Source organism: Frondihabitans australicus, from assembly GCF_003634555.1.
GTDB lineage: Bacteria > Actinomycetota > Actinomycetes > Actinomycetales > Microbacteriaceae > Frondihabitans > Frondihabitans australicus.
The window spans coordinates 3,259,446-3,283,748 of sequence record NZ_RBKS01000001.1 but is presented as its reverse complement, the minus strand read 5'-3'; the positions used below and the strand labels follow the sequence as shown (position 1 = coordinate 3,283,748).

At 71.9% G+C, this 24,303-nt stretch carries 25 protein-coding genes; 13 read left to right on the top strand and 12 right to left on the bottom strand.

What is annotated here, in order from left to right:
• Window positions 1-100: 100 nt before the first annotated feature.
• A complete protein-coding gene (gene uraH, locus C8E83_RS15650; protein ID WP_121370895.1) occupies window positions 101-424 on the bottom strand; it encodes a hydroxyisourate hydrolase in 324 nt (107 codons plus the stop codon).
• On the bottom strand, window positions 421-927 hold the full coding sequence (gene uraD / locus C8E83_RS15645) for a 2-oxo-4-hydroxy-4-carboxy-5-ureidoimidazoline decarboxylase (protein ID WP_121370893.1): 507 nt from the start codon (window positions 925-927) through the stop codon (window positions 421-423). Before uraD ends, uraH begins: the two co-directional genes overlap by 4 nt.
• Window positions 928-1,006: 79 nt before the next feature.
• Here uraD and C8E83_RS15640 point away from each other — a divergent pair, with 79 nt between their 5' ends.
• The 4 genes from C8E83_RS15640 (at window position 1,007) to C8E83_RS15625 (ending at window position 3,849) form a co-directional block, all read left to right on the top strand.
• Window positions 1,007-1,282 carry a type II toxin-antitoxin system Phd/YefM family antitoxin gene (locus C8E83_RS15640; protein WP_121370891.1) on the top strand — a complete coding sequence of 92 codons (276 nt, stop codon included), beginning with the start codon at window positions 1,007-1,009 and terminating at the stop codon, window positions 1,280-1,282.
• Window positions 1,279-1,542 carry a type II toxin-antitoxin system RelE family toxin gene (locus C8E83_RS15635; protein WP_121370889.1) on the top strand — a complete coding sequence of 88 codons (264 nt, stop codon included), beginning with the start codon at window positions 1,279-1,281 and terminating at the stop codon, window positions 1,540-1,542. The genes C8E83_RS15640 and C8E83_RS15635 overlap by 4 nt, the downstream gene beginning before the upstream one ends.
• Window positions 1,543-1,630: 88 nt before the next feature.
• Window positions 1,631-2,398: a methyltransferase domain-containing protein gene (locus tag C8E83_RS15630; RefSeq protein ID WP_121371950.1), complete on the top strand. Its 768-nt coding sequence runs from the start codon at window positions 1,631-1,633 to the stop codon at window positions 2,396-2,398.
• A 77-nt stretch (window positions 2,399-2,475) separates the two neighbouring features.
• Window positions 2,476-3,849, top strand: coding sequence for an amidohydrolase family protein (locus C8E83_RS15625; protein ID WP_121370887.1), 1,374 nt, complete (start codon window positions 2,476-2,478; stop codon window positions 3,847-3,849).
• A 189-nt stretch (window positions 3,850-4,038) separates the two neighbouring features.
• Here the strand turns inward: C8E83_RS15625 and C8E83_RS15620 are convergent, their stop codons facing one another.
• Both C8E83_RS15620 and C8E83_RS15615 read right to left on the bottom strand, forming a co-directional pair.
• Window positions 4,039-5,064 (bottom strand): PDR/VanB family oxidoreductase, encoded by a 1,026-nt coding sequence (locus C8E83_RS15620; RefSeq protein ID WP_245981728.1) that lies wholly within the window; start codon window positions 5,062-5,064, stop codon window positions 4,039-4,041.
• The gene (locus C8E83_RS15615) at window positions 5,061-5,747 is read right to left on the bottom strand and encodes a helix-turn-helix domain-containing protein (protein ID WP_211331714.1); all 687 of its coding nucleotides are present in this window, start codon (window positions 5,745-5,747) and stop codon (window positions 5,061-5,063) included. The genes C8E83_RS15620 and C8E83_RS15615 overlap by 4 nt, the downstream gene beginning before the upstream one ends.
• Window positions 5,748-5,876: 129 nt before the next feature.
• Here C8E83_RS15615 and C8E83_RS15610 point away from each other — a divergent pair, with 129 nt between their 5' ends.
• From C8E83_RS15610 to allB, 7 genes are all read left to right on the top strand, one after another.
• Window positions 5,877-7,208, top strand: a complete 1,332-nt coding sequence (locus tag C8E83_RS15610; RefSeq protein ID WP_121370886.1) for an amidohydrolase family protein — start codon at window positions 5,877-5,879, stop codon at window positions 7,206-7,208.
• The gene (locus C8E83_RS15605) at window positions 7,208-8,548 is read left to right on the top strand and encodes an FAD-binding oxidoreductase (protein WP_121370884.1); all 1,341 of its coding nucleotides are present in this window, start codon (window positions 7,208-7,210) and stop codon (window positions 8,546-8,548) included. The genes C8E83_RS15610 and C8E83_RS15605 overlap by 1 nt, the downstream gene beginning before the upstream one ends.
• Before the next feature lie 70 nt (window positions 8,549-8,618).
• Window positions 8,619-9,053: a hypothetical protein gene (locus tag C8E83_RS15600; RefSeq protein ID WP_121370883.1), complete on the top strand. Its 435-nt coding sequence runs from the start codon at window positions 8,619-8,621 to the stop codon at window positions 9,051-9,053.
• 124 nt (window positions 9,054-9,177) lie between these two features.
• Window positions 9,178-10,050, top strand: a complete 873-nt coding sequence (locus C8E83_RS15595) for a creatininase family protein (RefSeq protein WP_121370881.1) — start codon at window positions 9,178-9,180, stop codon at window positions 10,048-10,050.
• On the top strand, window positions 10,047-10,643 hold the full coding sequence (locus C8E83_RS15590; RefSeq protein WP_121370879.1) for a pyridoxine/pyridoxamine 5'-phosphate oxidase: 597 nt from the start codon (window positions 10,047-10,049) through the stop codon (window positions 10,641-10,643). The genes C8E83_RS15595 and C8E83_RS15590 overlap by 4 nt, the downstream gene beginning before the upstream one ends.
• Before the next feature lie 61 nt (window positions 10,644-10,704).
• Window positions 10,705-11,217 carry an O-acetyl-ADP-ribose deacetylase gene (locus C8E83_RS15585; RefSeq protein ID WP_121370877.1) on the top strand — a complete coding sequence of 171 codons (513 nt, stop codon included), beginning with the start codon at window positions 10,705-10,707 and terminating at the stop codon, window positions 11,215-11,217.
• Between the two features lie 55 nt (window positions 11,218-11,272).
• Complete coding sequence (gene allB / locus C8E83_RS15580) at window positions 11,273-12,598, top strand: allantoinase AllB (protein ID WP_121371947.1); 1,326 nt, start codon at window positions 11,273-11,275, stop codon at window positions 12,596-12,598.
• 244 nt (window positions 12,599-12,842) lie between these two features.
• Here allB and C8E83_RS15575 read toward each other — a convergent pair whose 3' ends face one another.
• The 7 genes from C8E83_RS15575 to C8E83_RS15545 form a co-directional block, all read right to left on the bottom strand.
• Window positions 12,843-13,706 (bottom strand): MurR/RpiR family transcriptional regulator, encoded by an 864-nt coding sequence (locus C8E83_RS15575; RefSeq protein WP_245981727.1) that lies wholly within the window; start codon window positions 13,704-13,706, stop codon window positions 12,843-12,845.
• Window positions 13,703-14,956 carry an allantoate amidohydrolase gene (locus C8E83_RS15570; RefSeq protein WP_121370875.1) on the bottom strand — a complete coding sequence of 418 codons (1,254 nt, stop codon included), beginning with the start codon at window positions 14,954-14,956 and terminating at the stop codon, window positions 13,703-13,705. The genes C8E83_RS15575 and C8E83_RS15570 overlap by 4 nt, the downstream gene beginning before the upstream one ends.
• Window positions 14,953-16,191 (bottom strand): pyridoxal-phosphate-dependent aminotransferase family protein, encoded by a 1,239-nt coding sequence (locus C8E83_RS15565; RefSeq protein WP_121370873.1) that lies wholly within the window; start codon window positions 16,189-16,191, stop codon window positions 14,953-14,955. Before C8E83_RS15565 ends, C8E83_RS15570 begins: the two co-directional genes overlap by 4 nt.
• Window positions 16,192-16,281: 90 nt before the next feature.
• Window positions 16,282-16,668 carry a type II toxin-antitoxin system VapC family toxin gene (locus C8E83_RS15560; protein WP_121370871.1) on the bottom strand — a complete coding sequence of 129 codons (387 nt, stop codon included), beginning with the start codon at window positions 16,666-16,668 and terminating at the stop codon, window positions 16,282-16,284.
• Window positions 16,665-16,931, bottom strand: a complete 267-nt coding sequence (locus C8E83_RS15555; RefSeq protein ID WP_121370869.1) for a type II toxin-antitoxin system Phd/YefM family antitoxin — start codon at window positions 16,929-16,931, stop codon at window positions 16,665-16,667. Before C8E83_RS15555 ends, C8E83_RS15560 begins: the two co-directional genes overlap by 4 nt.
• A gap of 52 nt (window positions 16,932-16,983) precedes the next feature.
• Complete coding sequence (locus C8E83_RS15550) at window positions 16,984-18,657, bottom strand: AtzH-like domain-containing protein (protein ID WP_245981725.1); 1,674 nt, start codon at window positions 18,655-18,657, stop codon at window positions 16,984-16,986.
• On the bottom strand, window positions 18,650-19,765 hold the full coding sequence (locus C8E83_RS15545; RefSeq protein ID WP_121370867.1) for an acetamidase/formamidase family protein: 1,116 nt from the start codon (window positions 19,763-19,765) through the stop codon (window positions 18,650-18,652). Before C8E83_RS15545 ends, C8E83_RS15550 begins: the two co-directional genes overlap by 8 nt.
• Before the next feature lie 86 nt (window positions 19,766-19,851).
• Between C8E83_RS15545 and C8E83_RS15540 the strand changes: the two genes are divergently transcribed.
• A complete protein-coding gene (locus C8E83_RS15540; RefSeq protein WP_245981722.1) occupies window positions 19,852-22,212 on the top strand; it encodes a transglycosylase domain-containing protein in 2,361 nt (786 codons plus the stop codon).
• Window positions 22,213-22,316: 104 nt separating this feature from the next.
• Window positions 22,317-23,534: an AI-2E family transporter gene (locus tag C8E83_RS15535; RefSeq protein WP_245981720.1), complete on the top strand. Its 1,218-nt coding sequence runs from the start codon at window positions 22,317-22,319 to the stop codon at window positions 23,532-23,534.
• A gap of 84 nt (window positions 23,535-23,618) precedes the next feature.
• On the opposite strand, the gene C8E83_RS15530 is transcribed toward C8E83_RS15535, so the two are convergent.
• Complete coding sequence (locus C8E83_RS15530; RefSeq protein WP_121370865.1) at window positions 23,619-24,287, bottom strand: DnaJ family domain-containing protein; 669 nt, start codon at window positions 24,285-24,287, stop codon at window positions 23,619-23,621.
• Window positions 24,288-24,303: the final 16 nt, after the last annotated feature.

The following is a 24,303-nucleotide window of genomic DNA, read 5'->3' as shown; positions in this document are numbered from 1 at the left end:
TCGCGAATTCGCGACCGATTCGGGCAAAACACCGCCGAACGGCAGTAACGGGTGAGGTCGGAACGCGATTCCGGTCGCGAATTCGCGACAGCCGGGAGAACTACGAGCCGCGGTAGGTGCTGTAGGCGAAGGGGCTCAGCAGCAGCGGCACGTGATAGTGCGGATCGCCCGACACCTGGAAGTCGAGCGTGACCGACGGATAGAACGTCGCCGTGCCGGTCGCGGCGAAGTACGCGCCGGTGTCGAACACGAGCCGGTATGCGCCGTCGTCGAGCACGTCGGGGCCGAGCGAGGGGACCCGGCCGTCTGCGTTGGTGACGCCGGTGCCGAGGACGCGACCGGTCGGCTCCTGCAGCTCGACGTAGACGCCGCCGGCGGGCCGGCCGATGCTCGAGTCCAGCACGTGGGTGGTGACGTGGCTCACGCGGCACCTCCGGCGACGATTCCCTGCGAGAACAGGGTCTCGATGCGGAGAAGGGCGATGTCGCGCAGCTGCTCTCCCACGATCTCGAGCTCGGTCTGGTCGTCGAGCTCCAACCGGCGCAGGAGCTCGGAGAGCACCTCGGCCCTCGTCCGCCCCGCGGCGCGAATCAAGAACACCCTCCCGAACCGCGCTTCGTAGTCGGCGTTCCCCTGCGCGATCGCGGCGGCGAGCTGCTCGTCGTCGGCGTCGGGAGCGGACTGCTCGGAGCGGCTCAGCGCCGCCGACTGCGTCGCGCCGGCCGGCTTCTCGCCGATGCGCGGGTGGGCGGCGACGGCCTCGTCGATCTCGGCCGGGGTGAGAGGCGTGGCGGCGTCGTACGCGGCCATCACGAGCGAGTCGAGGTCGCTGAAGGGGGCCTTCGCCGCGACGTCGTCGACCCAGCGCTCGACGTGGAGGGCGGTGCGGAGCTTGTCGCGGAAGTCGTTGGCGTTCGCGTCGGTCATCGGCCTCACTGTAGCGACCCCGTGTGTCGGCGTCGTTTCGACCGATTCGTACAATCAGTACATTTGGTACACTTGTGACATGAGTCTCGCGACGGCCATCAGCCTCTCCGACGCCCGGAGCAACCTCGGCGCGCTCGTGTCACAGGCGCACGCCGATCACGAGCCCGTGTTCCTCGAGCGCCACGGCAAGCGCGTCGCGGCGATCGTCGACAGCGACGACCTGGCCCACCTGATGGCGCTGGCCGAAGACATGCAGGACATCCTCGACGCCGCCGATGCTCGCGACGAGATGGCCGAAGCACCCGAGACGGTCATCCCGTGGGCCGAGGTGAAGCGCGACCTGGGCCTCGAGTGACCTACGAGATCACGATCACGCCGGCGGCGGTCCGCGAGCTGCGCAAGATGGATCCGCCCGCTCGGCGTCGCATCCAGGCAGCGATCGAGCTGCTGGCCGACAACCCGAGACCTCCTGCGGCGACGCAGCTCGTCGGCGGCGGCGGGGAGTGGCGGGTGCGAACGGGCGACTACCGGATCATCTACGACGTCTTCGACGACGAGCTGCGCATACTCGTGCTGCGGGCGGGGCATCGTCGACTCGTCTACCGCCAGCGGTGATCGCCAGGTCTCGGCCCGCGCGGCGCGCGAGCGAGCGTGGTGACGACGGGGGTCGCGACGGGACGGGCAGGCGCGGCACACTGTGGACATGACGGAGCGGGGGTTCGACGAGCTGGTGGCCGAGGCCGCGAGCGCGTCGGTCGAAGGGTGGGACTTCTCGTGGCTGGACGGCCGTGCGACCGAAGCGCGACCCTCGTGGGGCTTCTCGCGCGCCCTCGGCTACCGGATGGCCGGGGTCCAGTCGTCGCTCGACCTGCAGACCGGCGGGGGTGAGGTCTTGGCGCAGGTGCCGAGCGTTCCGCGGCTGGCGGTGGCCACCGAATCCTGGGCCCCGAACCTGCAGAAGGCGCAGCGCCTTCTCGGGCCTCGCGGCATCGTGGTGGTGAACGCCGCCGAAGAGCCGCCGCTGCCCTTCGCCGACGACACGTTCGACCTGATCTCGTCTCGGCACCCCGTGCGGGTCTGGTGGGACGAGATCGCGCGGGTGCTCGCCCCGGGAGGCAGCTACTTCGCCCAGCACGTGGGGCCGCACTCGGTGTTCGAGGTCGTGGAGTGGTTCCTCGGCCCGCAGCCGGAGGAAGTTCGGCAGATGCGCGCCCCGGAGGCAGACCGGGTCGCGGCGGCCGAAGCAGGGCTCGAGGTCGTCGACCTGCGCTACGAGGAGACCCGCATGGAGTTCTTCGACATCGGCGCGGTCGTCTACTTCCTGCGGAAGGTGATCTGGATCGTGCCGGGCTTCACGGTCGAGGCCCACCTGCCCCGGCTGCGAGACCTGCACGAGAAGATCACCGCCGACGGGCCGTTCGTCGCGTACTCGACGCGGTTCCTCATCGAGGCGCGCAAGCCGGCGGCGTAGCGCCCGCTCCCGCACCCGCCCCCGCGCTCGCGCGCCGGCGACACACGCCCGACACACACCCCTGCTAGAAACGCAGGATGCTCGAAGTCACCGGCGCCACCCGCCTCCTGCTCGACGAGGGCGTCGAGATCGACGGAGAATCGCTCCTCCTCGACCGCGGCATCGTCGTCGGCGTGGGGTCGCAGGCGCACATCTCCGTCGATTCCGCGGGCGGGCCTCGCGAGACACTCGACGCGACCGGCTGCCTGGTGACGCCGGGTCTCGTCAACGCGCACCACCACCTCCTGCAGAGCGCCTTCCGCACCCTGCCCGGCACGCGGGGCGTGCCGATGGCCGAGTGGCTGCCGACGATGGCCGCCGCGTACGCCGAGGCCCGCATCAACGCCTCACTGCTCGCCGCGAGCGCCGCCGTCGGCCTCGCCGAGGGACTGCTGAACGGCGTGACGACGGTGGCCGACCACATGCTGAACTGGCCAGCGGCGCCAGGCGCAGGAGCCGAGGCACTCACCGCGGACGCGCGCGACAAGTACGTCGCCCAGACCGTGTCGATCGCCGAATCCATCGCGGGTGCCGCCGAGAGGCTGGGGGCGCGGCTGGTGTTCGTGCGGGGAAGCGCTCGCGATGATCCTGCGACCGCTGCCGCCTCGGCCGAGGCCATCGTCGAGGCGCTCGTGCCCGGGGCGGTCGGCGGAGTGCGCGACGACGGCATGCTGCAGGTCGCCGTCGGCCCGGCCGGGGTGCACAGCGACTCCGCTGCGACGTTCGAGGCGCTCGGCGAGGTCGCGGCGCGGCACGGACTGCGACGCCGCACGCAGGCGAACGAGCAGGTCGACACCGCGATCGCGCTCGAGCGGTACGGTCGCCGGCCGCTGGAGTTGCTCGAGGAGTGGGGGTGGCTTGCTCCCGACGTCACCATCGCGCACCTGTGCGACGTGACACCCGCAGAGATCGAGCGCCTCGCCGCCGCGGGGGTGTCCGCGACCCACGCGCCGGGCTGCGACCTGCCGATGGGCTGGGGCGTCGCTCCCGTCGCGGCCCTGCGCGAAGCCGGCGTCACGGTCGGGCTCGGCACCTCGGGCGGGGGCAGCAACGACGCCGGGCACCTGCTCGCCGACGCGCGCCTGGCGATGCAGGTCGCGCCGCTCGTCGGGCCAGCGCTCTCGGCGCGCGAGGTGCTGGGCATGGCCACGCGCGGCGGTGCGCAGGGGCTGGGGCGGCAGGAGCTGGGGCACCTCGCGGTCGGCGCCGCGGCCGACCTCTGCGTCTGGGACGTCTCGGGCGTGGCGGACGCGGGCGTCGCCGACCCCGTCGCCGGGCTGCTGTGGGCCGCGCCCGGCCGCCGCCCGAAGCACGTGGTGGTCGCCGGGAGGGTCGTGGTGCGCGACTATCGGCTCGTCGGGGCGGACGAGGCGGAGCTCGTGGCCGCCCTCCGCGCCCGCGTGCCCCGCTAGCCGTCGACTCGCGGCCGCCGGCCGCCGCGGGCCGCCTCCGCCGCCGAAGGGCGCCGAGTGGCCGGAAACGCACGCATCAGCGTGCCCGAGCGTGCATTTCGGGCCACTCGGGTTCGCGACTGGGCGCTATCGGACGCGGGGGCGCCCCGCTGCGTCAGACCGCGCCCACTCGAGGCGGCGAGCGCGCGGCTACAGGTCGAGCACCAGCCGCGGGCACGCGGAGCGCGAGACGCAGACGTACATGACGTCGTTCGCGTCCTGCTCGTCGGGCGTCAGGATCGAGTCACGATGGTCGACCTCGCCTGAGAGCACCACGGTCTCGCACGTGCCGCAGGTGCCCTCGCGACAGCTCGACAGCACGAGAGCCCCGGCCTCCTCGGCGACGTCGAGGATGCTCCGCGACGGCGGCACGGTCACGGTCACACCGGTCGCGGCGAGCTCGACCTCGAACGGCTCGTTGAGCACGGGGGCTCCGACCTCGCGGGGCGTGAAGCGCTCGACGACGACCTGTCGCCCGCGGCCGGCCGCCTCGATCGCGTCGAGCAGTCGGGCCGGCCCGCAGCAGTACGTGGTGGTGAACGGCGGCATGTCGGCGAAGAGGGCGGGGAGGTCGAGGCGGTCTCCGTCGGCGGCGGCGTGGATGACGAGGGCGTCGCCGTGCTCCTGCGCCAGGTCGTCGAGAAGGGCCATGGTCTCTCGCGAGCGCCCGGCGTAATGGAGGCGGTACGGCACGCCCGCCGCCTTCGCCGCGGCAGCCATGGACGAGATCGGGGTGATGCCGATGCCGCCGGCGACGAGCTCGTAGCGCGTGCCGTGCGTGGGGACGAACTCGAAGTGGTTGCGCGGGCCCGCGACGGTCAGGGTGTCGCCGACGTGGAGCGACGAGTGGAGCCATGCGGAGCCTCCGCGACCGGACGGCTCGAGCAGCACGCCGATGCGCCACGTCGCGGCGCTGCCGGGCGACGGCGCGCCCCAGAGGGAGTACTGGCGCACCTCGCCGTCGGGCAGGACGACGTCGATGTGCGAGCCGGCGGTCCAGCCGGGAAGCGCGGCCCTGTCGTCTCCGAGAGGCCCGAGCGGCCCCAGCTCGAACAGCTCGACCCCGTCGGCCCCGCGCGTGCGGCCCACCACGCGCACGTCGAACTGGGTCTCGTGCAGCCCGGCGGCCTCGGAGTGAGACGGGCTCACAGCGCCGCCCGGCGACACGTCGCTCACAGCGCCGCCGGCCTCTCCTTGACGATGAACAGCCGGTACCCCGCCTCGTCGACCGCCGACCACCGGTGCGGCGTGCCGCCCGAGTAGTAGAGCGAGTCGCCGGCCACGAGCGTCCGCGGCTCGGACCCCTCGAGGTCGACCATCACGGTGCCCTCGACCACGTGCATGAACTCGTCTTCGGCGTGGGTCATGTAGTCGCCGGCCTCCCGGGCGTCGCCGCGCAGCTCGAAGGGGAGGAACTTCCGCGAGCCGTGCACGAGCATCCTGGCCCCGTCATTGCCGTAGGCGCCGCGCGAGCCGTCGTCGTGGCCGACGAAGACCACTGCCGGCTGACTCGCATCGGGGCTCGACCCTTCGCGGGCGTCGTCGATGGCCGCGAGCAGCTCGACCTGGGTGGAGCCGAGCGACTTGGCGATGCGCTCGAGCGAGACCATGCTCGGCCGGGCGAGCCCGCGTTCGAGCTGCGAGAGGAAGGGGTGCGAGAGCTCCGCCGCCTGCGCGAGCTGCACCAGCGTGAGGCCCCGGGCGCGCCGGAGCTCTCGGATCCTGCGACCGACCGACAGCGCCTGCGCGTCGATGGCGCCGCCTGAGGCCGCCTGCGTGGCAGGGGCTGCGGGTGGTGAAGTGTCGACGGCGGTAACGGGGGCCTCCTGTGGTGCGGTGGGACCATGCTTGTGTACCACGCCGATTCCGGCCGGAAGGCCCGTTTCACGGGGTTGAAACGGTCACGTTACGACCCGGAAACGCGCTCTGCCTAGATTCGAGCGTGTTGGTTCCATCAACATTCTGCCCCCTCCCCGTCTCGAGGCCCCGTGACCGCACTCCCCCGCCAGCTCACCCGGCTCACGAACGCGACGCTGCCCGACGGGCGCCTCGTCGACGTCACGCTCGACGGCCACCGGGTCGCGAGGGTCGAGACCGCGGGTGCCTCGGCTCAAGGCGCAGGATCCGAGACCCGCACGCCCGACTCCCCCGCGTCGACCCTCGACCTCACCGGCCACCTGCTGCTGACCGCCCCGGCCGAACCGCACGCGCACCTCGACAAGGCCCTCTCGTACGAGGCGATCCGCCCGCCGATGGGCGACCTGCGCGCCGCGATCGCGTCGTGGCGCGAGTACGCGGCGACCATGACCGTCGACGACATCGCCGACCGCGCCCGCGAGCAGGCGCTTCGGATGCTCGGCCAGGGCACGACCGCGATCCGCACGCACCTCGACATCCTGCTCGGCGATCAGCCCCTCCGGGGCGCCGAGGCCCTCGTGCGGGTGCGCGACGAGCTGCGCGACCTGATCGACATCGAACTCGTCGCGCTCGCGGGGCCCGACGTACCCACGCGAGACATCGAGGCGGCGCTCGACCTGGGCGTCGACCTCGTCGGCGGCTCGCCGCATCTGGCGCAGGATCCGACAGCCGACCTCACGAGGCTCCTCGCCCTGGCCCGAGCCCGCCGCGCCGGAGTCGACCTGCACACCGACGAGAGCCTGCACGGCCCCGTCACGCTGGACGAGTTCGCCCGGATCGTCGCCGGCTGGCGCGAGGCCGATCTCGCGGACGGACTCCTGCCGGTGAATGTCAGCGCCGGCCACTGCGTGCGACTCGGCACGGCGCCCGCCGCAGCACGCGACGAGACGATCGCCGCGACCGTCGCCGCCGGCATCGGCGTCATCGCCAACCCGATCACCAACCTCTACCTGCAGGGCTGGGGCGACGACGTCTCGATGCCGCGCGGCCTCGCGCCGGTGCGGCAGCTGCTCGACGCCGGCGCCCGCGTCGCCGCGGGAGCCGACAACGTGCGCGACCCGTTCAACCCGCTCGGGCGCAGCGACGCCCTCGAGACCGCGATGCTGCTCGTGACCGCCGGGCACCTCACGATCGACGAGGCCTACGGTCTCGTCAGCACTTCCGCGCGTGAAGTGCTCGCGCTGCCCGCGGCCGGCGTCGTCGTGGGAGCGCAGGCCGAGCTGCTCGCGGTCCGCGGCACCTCGCTCGCCGACGTCGTCGCCAACGCGCCCGCCGACCGCTTCGTGATCCACCGCGGGGCGCTCGTCGCGGAGTCGTCCACCTCGCGGAGTGTCGCCTCGCCTGCCGGGCCGGGCGCCGCGGCTCCTGCGCACCCCCTGCTCGCCGACCCGAAGGACGCCTGATGCCCACACACGCCACCCCCGTCGCACCCGAGGCTCTCGCCGCCCTCGAGGCCGAGCTGCGCGAGCTGCTCGGCGAGCGCGGCGTCTCGGTCGAGCTCGCCGCGCGCGAGAAGGCGTCCGTCGACGGCTCGCGCCTCTCGCCCGTGATCAGCCAGCAGCTGCCGCTCGGGCTCGCCGATCTCGTCGCCTACCCCGCCACGGCCGACGAGATCGCCCTCGTCGTCGGCGCCGCCGTCCGCCACGGCGTGCCGATCACCCCGCGCGGCAAGGGCACCGGCAACTACGGTCAGGCGATCCCGTTCGACGGCGGGCTGGTGCTCGACATGACCCGCGCCCGCGCCATCGTCGAGGTCGGCGACGGAACGCTCACGGCCGAGGCCGGCGCGACGATGGTCTCGCTCGAACAGGCCGCTGCGAAGACCGGCCAGCAGATCCTCCTGTATCCGTCGACGGCGCAGTCGACCATCGGCGGGTTCCTCTCCGGCGGCTCCGGCGGCACAGGCTCGATCAAGCACGGCTCGAACCACCAGGGCTTCGTCGTGGCGCTCGACGTCGTCCACGCCGTGCCCGACGCGACCCTGGTGCACGTCGAGGGCGACGAGGCGCAGCCGTACGTGCACAATTACGGCACGGCGGGCATCATCGCCCGCGCCACCATCCGGCTCGAGCCGCTGCAGGAGTGGAGAGGGTTCTTCGCGAGCTTCGACACCTTCGAGCAGCTGCTGCCGCTGATGCGGTCGTTCGGTGCGCTGGATCCTGCGCCCCGCCTCGTCTCGGGAGACCTGCCGACGCTGGCCGACGCCCTGCCGGCCGACCCCGCGATCCCCCGCGGCCGCGCGTCGCTGCGCGCCATTCTCGACGAGGCGACCGTCGCCCGCGCCACCGAGCTGGTCGAGGCCGCCGGCGGGCGCGTCGAAGACGTCCGCGAGGGCCCGCAGACCGCGATGAAGCTGAGCATGATCTCGTACAACCACCCCATCGAGTGGCTGCAGAAGGCCTACCCCGACACGTACTTCCACGTCGAGGTCTCGGGCGACGCCCTCATCGACCGGATCGACGAGGTGCACGCCGTGTACGACGGAGGCATGCTCCACATCGAGACCTCCCAGGGCCGTCCCATCGGCATGCTCGCGGGCCGCTACACCTCGGCCGACGACGTCTACGCGGGGTTCGCGAAGTTGCAGGAGCTCGGGGTCGGCTACCACAACCCGCACCAGTGGTTCGTCGACTTCGAGCCCGCCCGCACTCGCGAGCTGGCGGCGACGACCGACCCGCTCGGCCTCCTGAACCCCGGCAAGCTCGTCGCGCCGACGCTCTCGACCGGGGCGAAGGTCTCGTAGGCAGTATCACGTAATATTTCACTGGTTGACTATCTGTGTCCGGAGAGCCTGGACAGAAAGGCAGACAACCATGAACACCATCCTCAAGGGCCTCGCCGCAGTAGGCATCGGCGCCGCGCTCATCCTGACTCCGGTGGCGGCCAACGCGGCAAACACGGTCGACACTGCTTCGTGCGCCCCGTCCACCTGCGGCGGCGGTCCCGGCTTCGTCGCGCCCGTCGACCCCGCCGACACGACGCCCTTCACCTTCCGTGCGATGTCGTCCGCCCTGTCGGGCTCGCGGGCCCTGACCCTGTCTGGCACCGGCGCGTACAACGCCATCGTCACGGTAAATGTCAGCGTGAACGGTCAGGTGACCGAAGGCGCCGCGTACACACTCCGCGGCTGGAGGGCCACCGTCCTGCTGCCCAACGGTCTGAAGTCGGGCGACACCGTGACCTTCACCGCTTCGGAAGACCGCCTCGGAGAAATCACCACGCTTTCGCAGACCGTGGTCGTCGACTGAAACGCGGCTTGCACTCTCAGTGCCCCGCCCGCATCCGGCGTGCGGGGCACTGGCTCGTCACGGGGCAGGGCGCGCGCGTCTCCGCCGAAACGTGCCCGAAAAGCGCGCGGCCTACGCTCGACCTGTGAACCGCGAACTCGTCCACCTCTCCGGCCCCGCGCTCGCCTCCACCCTCGGGGCGGGCTCGATCGTGGTGCTGCCGACCGGAGCCATCGAGCACCACGGCCCCCACCTGCCGCTCTCGACCGACTGGCTCATGGCCGACCTCATCTCGGCGGCGATCGTCGACGAGGCGGCGAGCGCGGGGCAGGACGTGTGGATCCTGCCGGCCCTTGCCTACACGAAGTCGGACGAGCACTTCTGGGCGCCCGGAACCGTGTGGCTGAATGCGACGACGCTGCTCGACACGGTCGTCGACATCGGGCGGTCGATCGCGGCCACCCCCGCGAAGACGCTCGTGTTCTACAACGGCCACGGCGGCAACATCGCGCTGCTGCAGGTCGCCCTGCGCGAGATCCGGCGGCGTTTCGGGCTGCGGACGTTCCTGATGGGGCCGACGATCCCGTCGGGCGACGGTGTGCGCGGTGCCGACGGCGGCCCGGGTCTCTCCGGCCCCGACGAGCACGGGTTCGGCGTGCACGGTGGCCACAGCGAGACGTCCATGATCCTGCACCTGCGGCCCGACCTGGTCGACCTGTCGCGGGCGTCGCGATGGGTGCCGCCGCACATGGAGTCGCTTCAGCACGTGAAGTTCAACGGAGGCCCGGTGCACTTCGGCTGGCTGTCGAACGACTTCGGGCCCGCCGGGGTCGTCGGCGACGCGTCGGGCGCGACCGCTGCGTGGGGAGCCACGCTGTTCCGTCGCTCCGTCGACGCCGGGGTCGCGGCCCTCGCCGAGATCGCCGCCTTCGACCACCCCGCCCTGCCCGGTACCGAGCCGCTGCACGGAGTGGTCGACACCGCGCCGCTGCTCGACGTGCCACCATCGAGTCCGTGACGTTCACTGCGGGCAGGCCGATGCCCGACGAGGCGTGGGCGCTGCTCCAGGCCTGGCTCCCGTCGAACGACGCGCCCGATCGCCCGCTGATGACGCTGTCGACGATCACTCCTGCCGGCCGCCCCGACGCCCGAGCCGTGCTGCTCACCGAATACGACGAGCAGGGGCTGTACTTTCACACCGACTCAGGATCAGCGAAAGTCGCCCAGCTGGCAGCCGAACCGCACGTCGCCCTCACCCTGCTCTGGCCCGAACTCCCCCGGCAGCTCGTCGTGCGCGGAGTCGCCGCCATCGCCCCTCCCGACGAGTCGGCGTGGGCGTACCGGGCCCGGTCGCCGTACCTGCAGCAGCTCGCGTGGCAGAACACTCCGGCGTTCGCCGAGCTGCCGGACTCGGTGCGCCGCGAGCAGTGGGCCGAGTTCGCCGCCGCCCACCCCGACGGCTTCGAGCAGCCCGACACCTGGTTCGGCGTGGTCGTGCGGCCCACCGAGCTGACGTTCTGGACGCCGGGTGTCGGCACGGCTTCGCGGCGGCTGCGCTTCACGCGGTCCGCCGACACGGGCGGCTGGCAGTCGCGGCTCCTGTCCGGCTGATCTGTGGCGCCGCCGCTGCCGCCTCGTGCCGACGGATTCGTCCGTCGGGTAGAACGGACGAATGACCGAGCTCGCCGTGCAACAGGCAGACATCACCTCGTTTCGAGCCGACGTCATCGTGAATGCAGCGAACTCGAGCCTCGTGGGTGGCGGCGGCGTGGACGGCGCGATCCACCGTGCGGCGGGGCCACGGCTCCTCGAGGCATGTCGTCGACTTCACGGCGCCGCGCAGGGCGAGGCGAAGATGACACCCGCGTTCGAGATCACGACGGCCAAGGCGATCGTGCACGCTGTCGGCCCCATCTACCGGCAGCATTCCGCCGATGAGAACGAGGTCCTGCTCGCGTCGTGCTACCGGAGCTCCCTCGACCTGGCCGCAGGAGCCGACTACCGCACCATCGCCTTCCCTTCCATCTCGACCGGCGCCTACGGCTACCCGATGGCCGATGCATCGAGTGTCGCCGTCGACACGATCCGCTCGTGGATCGCTGAGCACCCGGACGCGCTCGACACCGTCACCCTGATCGCATTCTCGGCCCGCGACCTCGAAGCGCTGCGCATCGCCGCGAACTGACCGCCGCGGCACGGCACGAAACGTGCTCGAAAAGCGCGGGGCCTACGATCGGGGCATGAACTACGACCTCGTCGTCCGCAGCAGCCGAGTCCTCGTCGACGGGGAGTTCCAGCCGGCGGCCGTCGCCGTGATCGGAGACCGGGTCGTCGCGATCCTGGAGCCCGACGCCATCGTCGAGACGGAGTCGGACGTCCAGCTCGCCGACGACGAGGTGCTGATCCCCGGAATCGTCGACACGCACGTGCACGTCAACGAGCCGGGCCGCACCGAGTGGGAGGGCTTCGCCACCGCCACCCGCGCGGCGGCGAACGGCGGCGTCACCACGATCGTCGACATGCCGCTCAACAGCATCCCGCCGACCACGACGCCGGAGGCGCTCGCCCTCAAGCGCGAGGCCGCGGCACCGCAGGCCGTCATCGACGTCGGCTTCTGGGGCGGCGCGATCCCGTCGTCGCTCGGACACCTTCGCGAGCTCTGGGAGGCCGGGGTCTTCGGCTTCAAGGCGTTCCTCTCGCCGTCGGGCGTCGACGAGTTCCCACACCTGTCGACCGAGCAGCTGAATCAGGCGATGGACGAGATCGCCGCGTTCGACGGTCTGCTGATCGTGCATGCGGAGGATCCTGCGACCCTCGACGCCGCCCCCGCGACCGAGGGCACCTCGTACGCCGCCTTCGTGCGCTCGCGCCCCGACGAGTCGGAGGAGTCGGCGATCGCCCACGTGATCGACGCCGTGCGACGGACCGGAGGCCGGGCGCACATCCTGCACCTGTCGTCGGCCGCCGCGCTGCCCATGATCCGCCGCGCGAAAGACGAGGGCCTGCGCCTCACCGTCGAGACCTGCCCGCACTACCTCACGTTCGACGAAGAGCACATCGACGACGGCGCGACGCAGTACAAGTGCTGCCCGCCGATCCGCGACCACGCCAACCAGGAGCTGCTCTGGGGCGCCCTCGTCGACGGCACCATCGACCTCGTCGCCAGCGACCACTCCCCCTCGACGGCGGCGCTGAAGTTCGCCGGCGACGGCGACTTCGAGCTCGCCTGGGGCGGCATCTCGGGGCTCGAGCTGTCGTTCCGAGCGGTCTGGACGGGGGCGGCGGCCCGCAGGATCCCCCTGTCGACCGTGGTGAAGTGGATGTCGACGAACACCGCCGACCTCGTGGGCCTCGGCCACCTCGGCCGCATCGCGCCCGGCTCGAAGGCCGACCTCGTGGCCTTCGCGCCCGACCGCACCTTCACCGTCGCGGCGAGCGAGCTCGCCCACAAGAACCCGGTGAGCGCGTTCGACGGCACCGAGCTGCGTGGCGAGGTGTCGCGCGCGTGGCTGGCCGGCGCCCTCGTCGGCGACCAGGCGCGCGGGCAGCTGCTGCGCCGCCGCTAGCCGGGCTCTCGGGGCGTCGCCGCGCGGCCGCCGCCCGGATGGCGCGATCGCCGGGCCGACGCGATCGCCGGGCGTCTCCCTCTCGGTAATTCAGGCTCCTCGTGCGCCGCCGGACGGCCGCCGCGCGTGGCCATGCGCCCGCGCGCACATGCCCGACGAGAGGGGCCTGAATTACCGAACGGGAAGGCGCAAGCTGGGGCCAGGCCGACGGGAGAGGTCCGGCGAGGCGACGACGACGAGGGCGCTACTCCAGCTCGCCGAGCTCGCCGTAGAGCGCCGTGACGTCCGCCACGCGCGCCCGCCCCGCTCCCCCGCCGAGCGCCAGCACCCGCACGGCGATCAGCTGCGCCAGGCTCATGGCGGCGGCGTACGAGTCGAAGGCCCCCGTGGCTTCCACTGGGCAGGTCAGGTGCACCCCGGCGCCGAGGGCAGGACGGAACGCAGGATCCGACACCAGCACGGTCGGCACCCCGCGCGTCGCGAGCGCGTCGAGCACGAGCCCCACCCCGGACGGCCGGCGGCGGAAGGCCACCAGCAGCACGGCGTCTGCCGGGCCGAGGCCCGCGAGCTCCTGCCCCACCGACTGCCCCGGGGCGGGCGCGAGCCGCACGTCGGGGCGCGCCTGCGTCAATTGGTTGGAGAGGTGCAGGGCGACGGGATAGCTGTTGCGGAAGCCGAGCACGACCACGCGCGCGGCGCCCGCGAGCAGCCGCACCGCCTCGTCGAGCCGGCCGTCGGCGAGGCCCGCGAGCATGCGATCGAGGGCGGCGTGCTCGGTGGCGGCGTGCGCCGCGAGGTCTGCTGGCGCGCCGACGGGGATGCCGCGGCTGCGGAGCTCTCGGGCGTGCTCTCGGACCTCTTGCGCGTCGGCGAAGCCGAGCCGGCGGAAGAGCCGCGACACCGTGGCCTTCGACACCCCGCTCGACGAGGCGATCTCGGTGGCCGAGTAGACGGCGAGGTCGTCGAGGTGGTCGAGGATGAAGTCGGCGGCGCGCTGCTCCTGCCTTGTGAGGGCCACGTAGTTCGCGTCGATGCGGACACGGATTCCGGCGCCGGTGAGCGGGGACGCGTCGGCGACCGACGCGTCTTCGGGCCCCGAGTCGCTCACGACCCGTACGTCGCCGCGAGAGCCAGCACCGCCGCCTCGAACGCGTCGAGCGCCGTCGCGACGTCGGCCAGCGTCACCGTCTCGTCGGGGTGGTGGCTGATGCCGCCACGGCCGTTGCGGACGAAGAGCATCGCCCACGCGGTCAGCGAGTCGATCGCCATGGCGTCGTGGCCGGCCTTCGAGAAGAGGACGGTCGGGCTGGCGTCGCCGGTGGCGCGGATTCCGGCGCCGATCACCGACTGGAGGGCCGGAGCGGCGACCACTGCAGGGGCGCTGTGCGTCTCGTCGATCTCACAGCGGAGGCCTCGCCTCTCGCAGACGGCGGCGATGACGTCCTCGATCCCGGCGAAGACCGAGTCGCGCACGGCGTCGGTCTCCGCACGGAGGTCGAGGCTGAAATCGACCCGGCCCGGGATCACGTTCACGCCGCCGGGGAACGCCTGCAGGCGCCCCACCGTGGCGATCGCGCCGGCGTCGCGGGCGAGGCGCTCGACGGCGAGAACGACCTCGCTGGCTCCGGCGAGTGCGTCATGGCGGCGGTGGAACGGCACTCCGCCCGCGTGGCCGGCCTCGCCGATCAGGGTGAGGCCGAAGCGGCGGGCGCCGGCGATCGACGAGACGATGGCGAGCGCGCGGTCGCCCTCCTCGAGGTAGGGCCCCTGCTCGATGTGCGCCTCGAGGTAGCCGACGACGTCGCCGCGCTTGAGGGCCGCATCGCCGACGCGCGACGGGTCCAGGCCGAACTCGACGAACGCCTCGCGCAGTGTGGTGCCCGCCTTGTCGTGGAGGTCCCACCAGGCGTCGTCCCACGTTCCGGCCGCGGCGCGCGAGCCGAGCAGCGCGGTGCCGAAGCGGGTGCCCTCCTCGTCGCCGAACGCGAGCACCTCGATCGCGAAGGGCAGGCGCTCGTCGCGGGCGCGTAGTCGGTCGACGACGGCGATCGCGAGCAGCACGCCGAGGATCCCGTCGTAGCGCCCGGCATTCGGAACGGTGTCGAGGTGCGAGCCGAGCAGCAGGGCCGGCCCACCCGGGCGCAGCCCCTCGTACCGGCCGCGCTGGTTTCCGGCGGCGTCCATCCAGGTGCTGAGGCCGGCCTCGTGCATCCACTCTCCGGCGAGCCGGTTCACGGCGGCGTGCTCGGGCGAGAGGTAGACCCGCTCGATGCCCGTGTCGCTCGACGTCTCGCGCGCGAGCACGTCGCACCGGCGGAGGATCTCGGCGGCGTCGACCGGCGGCCTGTCGGCAGTCACCGCGCGCTCCCGGCGTCGAGCGACTCGGTGACGACGGGCGCAGGAGCCGGCGACACGACGTCGTCGTACACGTCGTACGCCGCGCCCACTCCCCCGCCCGCAGTGACTGAGACGCCGCCGCGCCGGAGCACCGACTCGAGCGCAGACAGCGTCGTGAGCACGGCGTCCTTCCGGGCGTTGTAGCCCATGGTGCCGATGCGCCACACCTTGCCGTGCAGCGGCCCGAAGGAGGTGCCGATCTCGATGCCGAAGTCGTCGAGCAGGGCGCTTCGGGCACCGTCGCCGTCGATGCCGTCGGGGATCACGACGGCGACCACGTTGTTCATCTTGTGCGAGGTGTCGCCGAAGACGTCGAGCCCGAGGCCGCGGACGCCCTCGAGCATGGCTCGGCCGTGCAGCTCGTGGCGGGCCACCGCGTCGTCGATGCCCTCCTCCACGAGGAGGCGGGCGCACTCTCGCGCCCCGTAGAGCATCGTCGTGGCCTCGGTGTGGTGGTTGAGGCGCTTCGGGCCCCAGTAGTCGAAGATCATGGCGAGATCGAAGTAGTTCGAGCGGATCGGGTCGGCGGCGGCCACGTCGCCCTCGCCGCGGATGCCCGCCTCGACCGACTTCCGGCCATAGATCACGTCGACGGCCTTCTGCGAGAACGTCACCGGCGAGGAGCCCGACGGGCCGCCGAGGCACTTCTGCAGGCCCGCGGTGACGGCGTCCAGGCCCAGGTCGTCGGTCGGGAACTCGTTGCCGCCGATGCTCGCCGTGACGTCGGTGTAGAAGAGGACTCCCTCGCGGGCGCAGATCTCGCCGAGGCCGTCGAGGGGCTGCGCGACCGTCGTGGAGGTGTCGCCGTGCACGACGGCGAGCACCTTGGGTCGCACGCGGGTGATCGCCTCTTCGATCGCACGGAGCGGGAAGACCTGGCCCCAGTCGGTCTCGATGACGTGCACCTCGGCTCCTGCGCGCTCGGCGATCTCGCGCAGGAGGTGCCCGAAGCGCCCGAAGATTGGCACGAGCACGCGGTCGCCCGGCTCGATGAGCGAGACGAGGGCAGCCTCGATGCCGGCGCGGCTGGTGCCGTCGACGAGCATGGTCTGCTCGTTCGCGGTCTTGAAGACCTGGCGGTAGAGGGCCTGCGTCTCGTCCATGGCACGGGTCATCCAGGGGTCGTACTGACCGACCAGCTGGGCCGACATGGCGCGCAGGACCCGGGGGTCGGCGTTGATCGGGCCGGGGCCCATGAGCAGACGTGCGGGCGGTGCGATCGGCTGAAAAGTCTGTTTCACGCCGCCATTCTACGCAACGACTGTTTCACGCGTGTGAATTCCGTGTCAGGACGGCGCGGACACCGCGAGTCCGGCGGCCAGCGCGGACGCGGCCAGCTCGGCGTCGTACGTGAGGACTTCGTCGGCACCGACCCGCAGTGCCGTGGCGAGGTGGATGGCGTCGTTCGACCGGAGCGGCGAATGGGTTCCGGCAGCGAGCAGGTCACCCCTCGTGACATCGACCAGCGTGACGACGTCGAGCACCTGCTGAAGAGCTGCCGGTTCGAAGACCGAGGGATTCCGACCTGCAGCGCAGTGCAGCTCCGTGTGCAGCAACCACGAGGCGACGAGGCGCGGCGACGTCTCGGTCAGGGCGTCGACGAGTGCCTGCGACTCGGTCTCGTCGATGACCAGCTTCACGGCGGCGGACGTGTCGAGGTAGGTGATCGTCACCAGCGACCGCGCACATCGTCGATGATCTGGGCCGAGGTGCGGTCCGACGCGCTACGGCGAATGAGGCTCAGGGTGGAGATCGGCTTGCGGGCCGATCGCGCCTGGCCCCCGTCGACGAGGACGTCGAGGGAGTCGAGTGGCGCCGGCACGAGCATGGCAGCCACGTGACCGTTGTTGCTGATGAGGACCGACTCGCCTGCTTGGGCGCGCCTCAAGAGGTCTCCGCTGTTGTTGCGCATCTCACGATGAGTGACAGTATCCATGTAGCACAGCGTAGCACGCCTGCGTAGCACGGCGTCGCACACGCGTGTCAACTTACGCGGCGAGGGCCGCCGCCACCTCCACCAGAGCGAGGTCACCGCCGCGCGGGCCGACGAGACACAGGCCGACCGGGCCCGCCGGCACCTCGAGCAGAGGCGCGGAGACCGCGGGCAGCCCGCCCACGCCGGCGATGCACGTCAGGCCGAGGGTATTCGAGCGGATCCGGTCGAACTCGGCGGGCGTCGCCGTCAGCGAGGGAGCGGCCGACGAGGCGCTGGGCAGCAGCAGGATCCGATCCGCCAGCACGTGCTCGAGATGCTCGCGCTGCACCTCGAGCTCGTCGCGGGCCGCGGACTCCTGCGACGGCGTCACGCTGCGGCCGAATTCGAATCGCGCCGACACGTCGGGCGCGAGCGCCCCCGGGTGTGCCTCGATCCAGGCTCCGTGCGACTGCCACGCCTCGGCGGCCTGGATCACGCGGAACAGCTCGTACAGGTGCGCGATGTCTCCGAGGGCCACCTCGGCCGGCGCGTCGATGAGCCCCGACTCGATCGACGCCCCGAGGAACCCCTCGAACGCATCGCGCACGCCCTCCGACAGCGACGACAGCAGCCGCGGATCGACCACGAACGACGACTCAACCGGGCGCTGTTGCGGCACGGCCGACGCCGAGACCCCCGTGAGGGTCGCCGAGGCCACGGCGCCGAGCAGCGACGCGCTCCGGGTCAGCCAGCCGACGGTGTCGAAGGTCGGCGCGAGCGGAAGCACGTCGGTCCGGCGCACGACGCCGTGCGTGGTGCGCAGGCCCCACAGCCCCTGGTACGACGCCGGCACGCGGATCGAGCCGCCGGTGTCGGTGCCGAGCCCGATGGAGACGTGCCCGAGGGCGACGGCCGACGCGGGCCCGCTGGTCGACCCGCCCGAGATGGCGCCCGGCACGACGCCGTTAGGCGGGGTGCCGTACGCCGAGTTGCGACCGGCGATGCTGAACGCGAACTCGTCGGTCTGCGCGATGCCGAGAATGGACGCGCCGGCGTCGAGCAGCGCCTGCACAGCGGGGGAGTGGAAGGGCGCAGGATCCTGCTCGCTCAGGAACGACGGCACCCCGGCCCCCACCCGGTGCCCGGCGACCGCGAAGAGGTCCTTGACCGCCACGGTCTCGCCCGTCAGAGGGCCGGGCACCGACTCGTCGTCGGCGGATCCGAGCCCGTCGATCAGAGCGTCGGCCGCGGCCGAGTCGGCGGACGACGGCACGAGCGGGGCGCCGACGACGCGCCAGATGCGAGTGTCGAAGACCGGGGTCGGCGCCTGCACCTGCGCGACGGCGATCCGCCACGTGCCGTCGGCGGCACTGCGGCGCCAGAGCTGCGTGACGACGCCGCGGCCGCCCGACGCGGGGGCGTTGACCGACACCACGAGCGCCGCTCCGTCGTCGAGCACGCGGATGTGCCGCTGCACCACCGAGCGTGACGGGGCGACGCCGCGACGCCCGCGGAACGCGGTGATCGCCTCGTGCCCCACGAGCAGCCCGTTGCCGTCGGCGCGCAGCGATCCGGGGGAGTCCTCGAACGCGTCGGCCAGCGCCTCCTGGTCGTTGGCGGCGAGCGCGGCCTCGTAGGCGTCGAACGCGTCGAGCAGCCCGTCGGGCACATCTCCGTCGATGGTCGAGATCAGGGGCGCAGGAGCCGAGGCTCCCGCCGGCGCCGTCGAGCCGCTCGTGTCACTCACCGAAGTCCGCCTTCCGGATGCGGGCGTGCACGCCCTTGACCAGGTCCACCACCTGGGAGATGTCGAAGTCCGTCGCCGCCGAGAGGTACGCGTAGGCGAGGTCCGGGTCCATGCCGTATCGGGCATGTAACAAGTCGATGGCGGCACGGACGCAGTTTCGGACGGCCTCGTCGAGGTCCTCCGAGAGCCCGGTCGGCACGAGGTACTCGGCCGTCTCGGCGAGAGGCCCGGCGATCGCCCCGAACGCGGCGAGAGCCTCGTCGCGCTTGGTGAGATCGAAGCGCACCGTCACGCGCAGCGAGGCTTCCATCGCGGTGAGCGCCACCTCGCCGTCGCCCTGGGCGAAGTGCGGATCGCCGACGTAGGCGAGGCCCCCGGGCACCTGCACCGGCAGGTGCAGCGACGCGCCCTCGACGAGGAGATTGATGTCGATGTTGCCGCCGAACGGCCCGGGCGGCACGGAATGGGGCCGCGAGGACCCGGCCGCGGCGACGCCCATGATGCCGAGGAACGGGCGTAGCGGGAACGTGACGTCCCGCTCGCCGCCCGCCACTCGCGGAAGCATGCCGACACCGGCATGTACGTCGGCGGCGGCGAAGACGCTGACGTTCATGACGCCCTGCGGGAACTCGTCGGGGAGCGCGCCGCGGCCGTGTCGGTTCGAGATGACGCCGTACGGCACGCGGGGCTCGGCGCGGACCAGGGTCATGGTGAGCAGGTCGCCGGGTTCGGCGCCGGTGACCGCGACGGGGCCGGTGATCACGTGCGGGCCGTCGGATCCTGCGTCCCGTCGCCCCTCGGACGCGGCGATCTCGATGGCGTCGTCGAGCACCGCGTCGCGCGGCACCCCGTGCTGGCCGAAGAAGGCGACGGGGTCACGCCCCTGGTCGTCGAGGATCCCCTCGTGGCTGACGGTGTCGATGACGACCTCCGTGCCGGGCTCGACGGTGAGCACGGCGACGTCGGTCGCGCAGGGGAGCCGACCCCAGAGCGTGTGGGCGGCGGTGGCGGGGAGGTACAGGGCTCCGTCGGGCACGTCGACGCCGGGCTGGAGGATGCCCGGGGTGGTCACGACCTGTGCCGAGTCGGGTTCGGGAGCCGGATTCATGACAAAACCCTATCGAGTGACCCCGGAAACCCTGGAGCCGGGCCTCACCCCAGCGAAATCGACAGGGCGCCGACCTACCGTGCAGTGTGAGTTCCTCTGCCCCGACCCGACCCGTGCAGCCGCGACCCTCGACGCTTCGACGCCCTCCCGGGATCTTCGCGGCGCTCGTGTCGTTCGTCGGCCTCGCCGTGGTCGCGGGGGTGCTGGTGGGCGTTCTCGCGCTGCCCGGGGCCGTGGTGACCGGCAACGCCGTCGCGACCGGCGTGAACGCGTTCAACTCGCTGCCGAGCTACCTGCAGATCACCCAGCCGGCCCAGGCATCGAGCATCTACGCCAAGGACGGCTCGGCGAACGTGAAGATCGCCACGTTCTACACCGAGAACCGCACCGACGTGGCCTCCGACCAGATCGCGCAGACCGCGAAGGACGCCGCCGTGGCGGCGGAAGACCCACGGTTCTACACCGAGGGTGCGCTCGACATCTCCGGGACGATCCGGGGCATCCTCGCCACCACCATCGGCGGCGACGTGCAGGGCGGCTCGTCGATCACGCAGCAGTACGTGAAGAACGTGCTCGTCGAGCGGTGCGCCACCGAGTACTCCGACGCGAAGAAGGCCGACGCCTGCTACGCCCAGGTGACCGCCGTGACACCGCAGCGCAAGCTCAAGGAGCTCCGCTACGCGATCACGGTCGAGAAGAAGTACACGAAGAGCGAGATCCTCCGCGGCTACCTCAACATCGTCGGCTTCGGCGGCAACGTCTACGGCATCCAGGCCGCCGCCGAGTACTACTACGGCGTCTCGGCCGCGCAGCTCGACGCGAACCAGGCGGCGACGCTCATCGCGATCATCAACAACCCGTCGAACCTCCGCATCGACCTGCCAGGCAACGCCGCCAACGGCTCGGCCAACGGCTACAAGCTCACCAAGGCGAGGCGCGACTACGTGCTCCGCTCCGAGCTGAAGCACGGCATGATCACCGCCGCCGCCGAGAAGGCCGCGATCGCCCAGCCGATCACCCCGAAGATCACCGACTCGGTCAACGGCTGCCAGGCGGCGACGAAGTACGACGCCGGCTACTTCTGCCAGTACGTCGTCGACAGCATCAAGCAGGACACCGCCTTCGGCAAGACCGTCGACGAGCGCTACGACACCCTCACCCAGGGCGGCCTCAAGATCTATACGACGCTCGACCTGAAGCAGCAGAAGGTGGCGCAGGACGCCCTGAGCGCCTACATGCCCTCCACCGTCTCGGGCCTCAACGTCGGCGCGAGCAACGTCTCGGTCGAGCCCGGCACGGGGCAGATCCTCACGATGGTGCAGAACACCAGCTACACGCAGAGCGCGTCAGCGGGCGCAGGATCCACGGCGGTCAACTACAACACCGACCAGGCGTTCGGAGGGTCCACCGGCTTCCAGACCGGCTCCTCGTACAAGGCCTTCACGCTCGCCGCGTGGCTCGAGGCGGGGCACACCCTGTCGGAGTACGTGTCGACGACCCAGCACGACTACCCCGTGTCGGAGTTCTCGAACTCCTGCGTCAACATCAACGGAACACCCGACTGGTCGGTCGCCAACGCCGAGTCGGTGCCGAGCAGCATGTCGGTGCTCGACGCCACCGCGGAGTCGATCAACACCGTCTTCGCGCAGATGGGCAAGCAGCTCGACCTGTGCACGATCCGCAACATCGCGAAGGCGTTCGACGTGCACACGGCGGCCACCGGCGGCACCCTGAGCAGCACGCCGTCGAGCATCCTCGGCGTCAACGAGATCTCGCCGCTCACCATGGCGACGGCGTACGCGGGCATCGCGAACGGCGGCGTCGTCTGCACGCCCATCGCGATCGACAGCATCACGGGCGCGAACGGCCGGTCGATCACCCCGACCAAGACGACCTGCACCCGGGCCGTCCCGACCAACATCGCGAACACGATGGCGTATGCGCTGAAGACGGTGCTCACGCAGAGCGGCGCCACCGGCGTGCTCGCCAACCCGAACGACGGCGTCGACATGCTCGCGAAGACCGGCACGAACGACAACGCCGAGCAGAACTGGCTCGTCACCTCGACGACGAAGGTCGCGACCGCCACGTGGGTGGGCAACGTGTCGGGCAGCACCGACTTCTACGACACGTACATCAACGGCACGTACGGCTACAACATCAAGTTCTACATCGCCAAGCCGATCCTGCAGTCGCTCGACGCCGCGTACGGCGGCGGGACGTTCGGCACGCCCGACGCGACCCTGGTCGGCGGCTCCTCGTACAGCAGCGGGTCGTCGTCGTCGACATCCGCAGGAGCCGGCGGCTCCACCGGCACGACCGGCGGCACGTCGACGGGTGGCACGTCGACCGGGGGGACGGGCACCGGCGCCACAGGCACCGGCACGTCGACGGCGTCGCCGGGCGCGCAGGCCTCGGGCGGGTCGTCGGGCGGGGGGAACGGGTAGCTCTCGCCGATCCTGCGCCCTGATGCCTCTCGCAGGAGTCGTCGGGTCGTCGCTCTGCGGCCAGGCGTCGGCCCCGCCCCGGCGCGCACGGGCAGAATGCAGCAATGAGACTTCCGAGCTTCGGCGGCACGTCCGCTGAGAAGAGCCCCCGCCCGGCGACCGCGTCGGCCGACGACACCGTGTCGCGCGGCATGAAGATCGCGGGCGCGTGGGGCTGGCGGATCCTCGTCGTGCTCGCCTGCCTCGCCGCCCTCGTCTGGCTGATCGAGACGCTCAGCGAGATCGTGGTGCCGTTCTTGATCGCGCTGCTCATCTCGGCGCTGCTCAAGCCGTTCGTCACGGGGCTCGTGCACCGGCGCTGGCCGAAGTGGATCGCGATCGTGGCCGTGCTGCTCGCCGCCATCGTCGTCTTCGGCGGGCTGATCCTGCTCGTGGTGCTCGAGGTCAGGTCGGGGCTGCCGGCGCTGGAGAAGGAGACGACGTCGCGGATCAAGGTGATCCAGGACTTCCTCGCCGGGCCGCCGTTCAACCTGACGACGTCGGACTACACGAAGTACATCAACGACGCCGTGAAGGCGCTGCAGTCGTCGAGCTCGAAGCTGCTCTCGGGCGCTCTCACCGGCGCCGTGACCGGCGTGCACCTCCTGGCCGACGCGCTCCTGTGCGTCTTCGCGACGATCTTCATGCTGATCGACGGCGACGGCGTGTGGAAGTGGGTCGTGCGGCTGTTCCCGAAGCGCGCTCGCGGCGCCGTCGACGGAGCCGGCCAGAGCGGCTGGATCACGCTGACCACCTTCGTGCGCGTGCAGATCTTCGTCGCCGCGGTCGACGGCCTCGGCGTGGGGCTCGTCGCGTTCTTCCTCGGGCTGCCGCTGGCGGTGCCGATCGGCGTGCTCGTCTTCCTGGCCTCCTTCATCCCCGTGGTCGGCGCGATCGTGTCCGGCGTCTTCGCCGTCGTCATCGCGCTCGTGTTCGTCGGGCCGATCCAGGCGATCATCATGCTCGCCGGCGTGCTCGGCGTGCACCTGCTCGAGGCGCACGTGCTGCAGCCGCTGGTCATGGGCAACGCCGTCAAGGTCCACCCTCTGGCCGTCGTGTTCGCGGTTGCCGGCGGGTCGTACGTCGCGGGGATCCCGGGGGCGCTGTTCGCGGTGCCGACGATCGCCGTGCTCAACGTGATGATCAGCTACGTGGCCCGCGGCGACTGGCGCGGGAAGCCGCTGGCGCCCGAGCTCGGCTCCGGCCCCTCGAACTCGAAGGAGGCGGGGGAGGAGCGCGCGGCCGAGGAGGTCGTGCCCGAGACGGGGCACGCGCCGCAGTAGGCGCGGGCGGCGGCATCCGCGCGCGCCGGCGGCGTCCACGCGCGGCCTAGGGGGCGCGCGGCGGCCGGAGCGGCGCGCGCGAACCTACGACGGACGGCGGCGGGACGCCCGAGCGGCGGCACGGGCGGCGCGGCGCTCCCGCCACGTGCGGGGCTGCGCCGCCACGAGGGCGGCGGCCTGCCGCGCGGCTTCGGCTCGGCGGGCGTCACGGCGCTCCTGCCACCTGATGACCTCGACGTCGGGATCGCGCGTCGGCGTCACCACCGGCGGGCCCCCGGTCAGCTGCCGTCGCGCCTCGACGACGCGGTCGTTGAAGCCGGCGACGGTCGCGCGCACGGACGACTCGGTCGCCATCGTGTCGAGCAGATCGTCGAGCTGCTCGTTCTCGGTGCGGAGCGAGAGGGCAGGAGGCGCGACTCCGGTCAGCCCCTCGCGCTCGATCTTCGCCTTGATCCACCAGTCGGGATCGTGCGTGCCCGTGAGCCCCGGAAGCGGCTTGCCGGCCAGTGGCAGGTGATCGAACTCGCCGCGCTCGATCGCGAGGTCGAGCGACGTCTTGGCGATCGACCGCAGCTGATCGGCGGTCGGGCGCGGGCGCTCGTCGGCGTCGCCGCCGGTGGTCGCGCCGCCGCCCGCAACTCCCGTCAGGCCGCCTCGGGCGGCCGCAGGGCCTGCGCCGGAGCCCCGCGCGAGCCGGTACCGCGCGGCCGCGACCGAGGGGTCGGGCGTGGCGTGGTCGTCGGGGCGGGCCATGCCTCCACGCTACGAC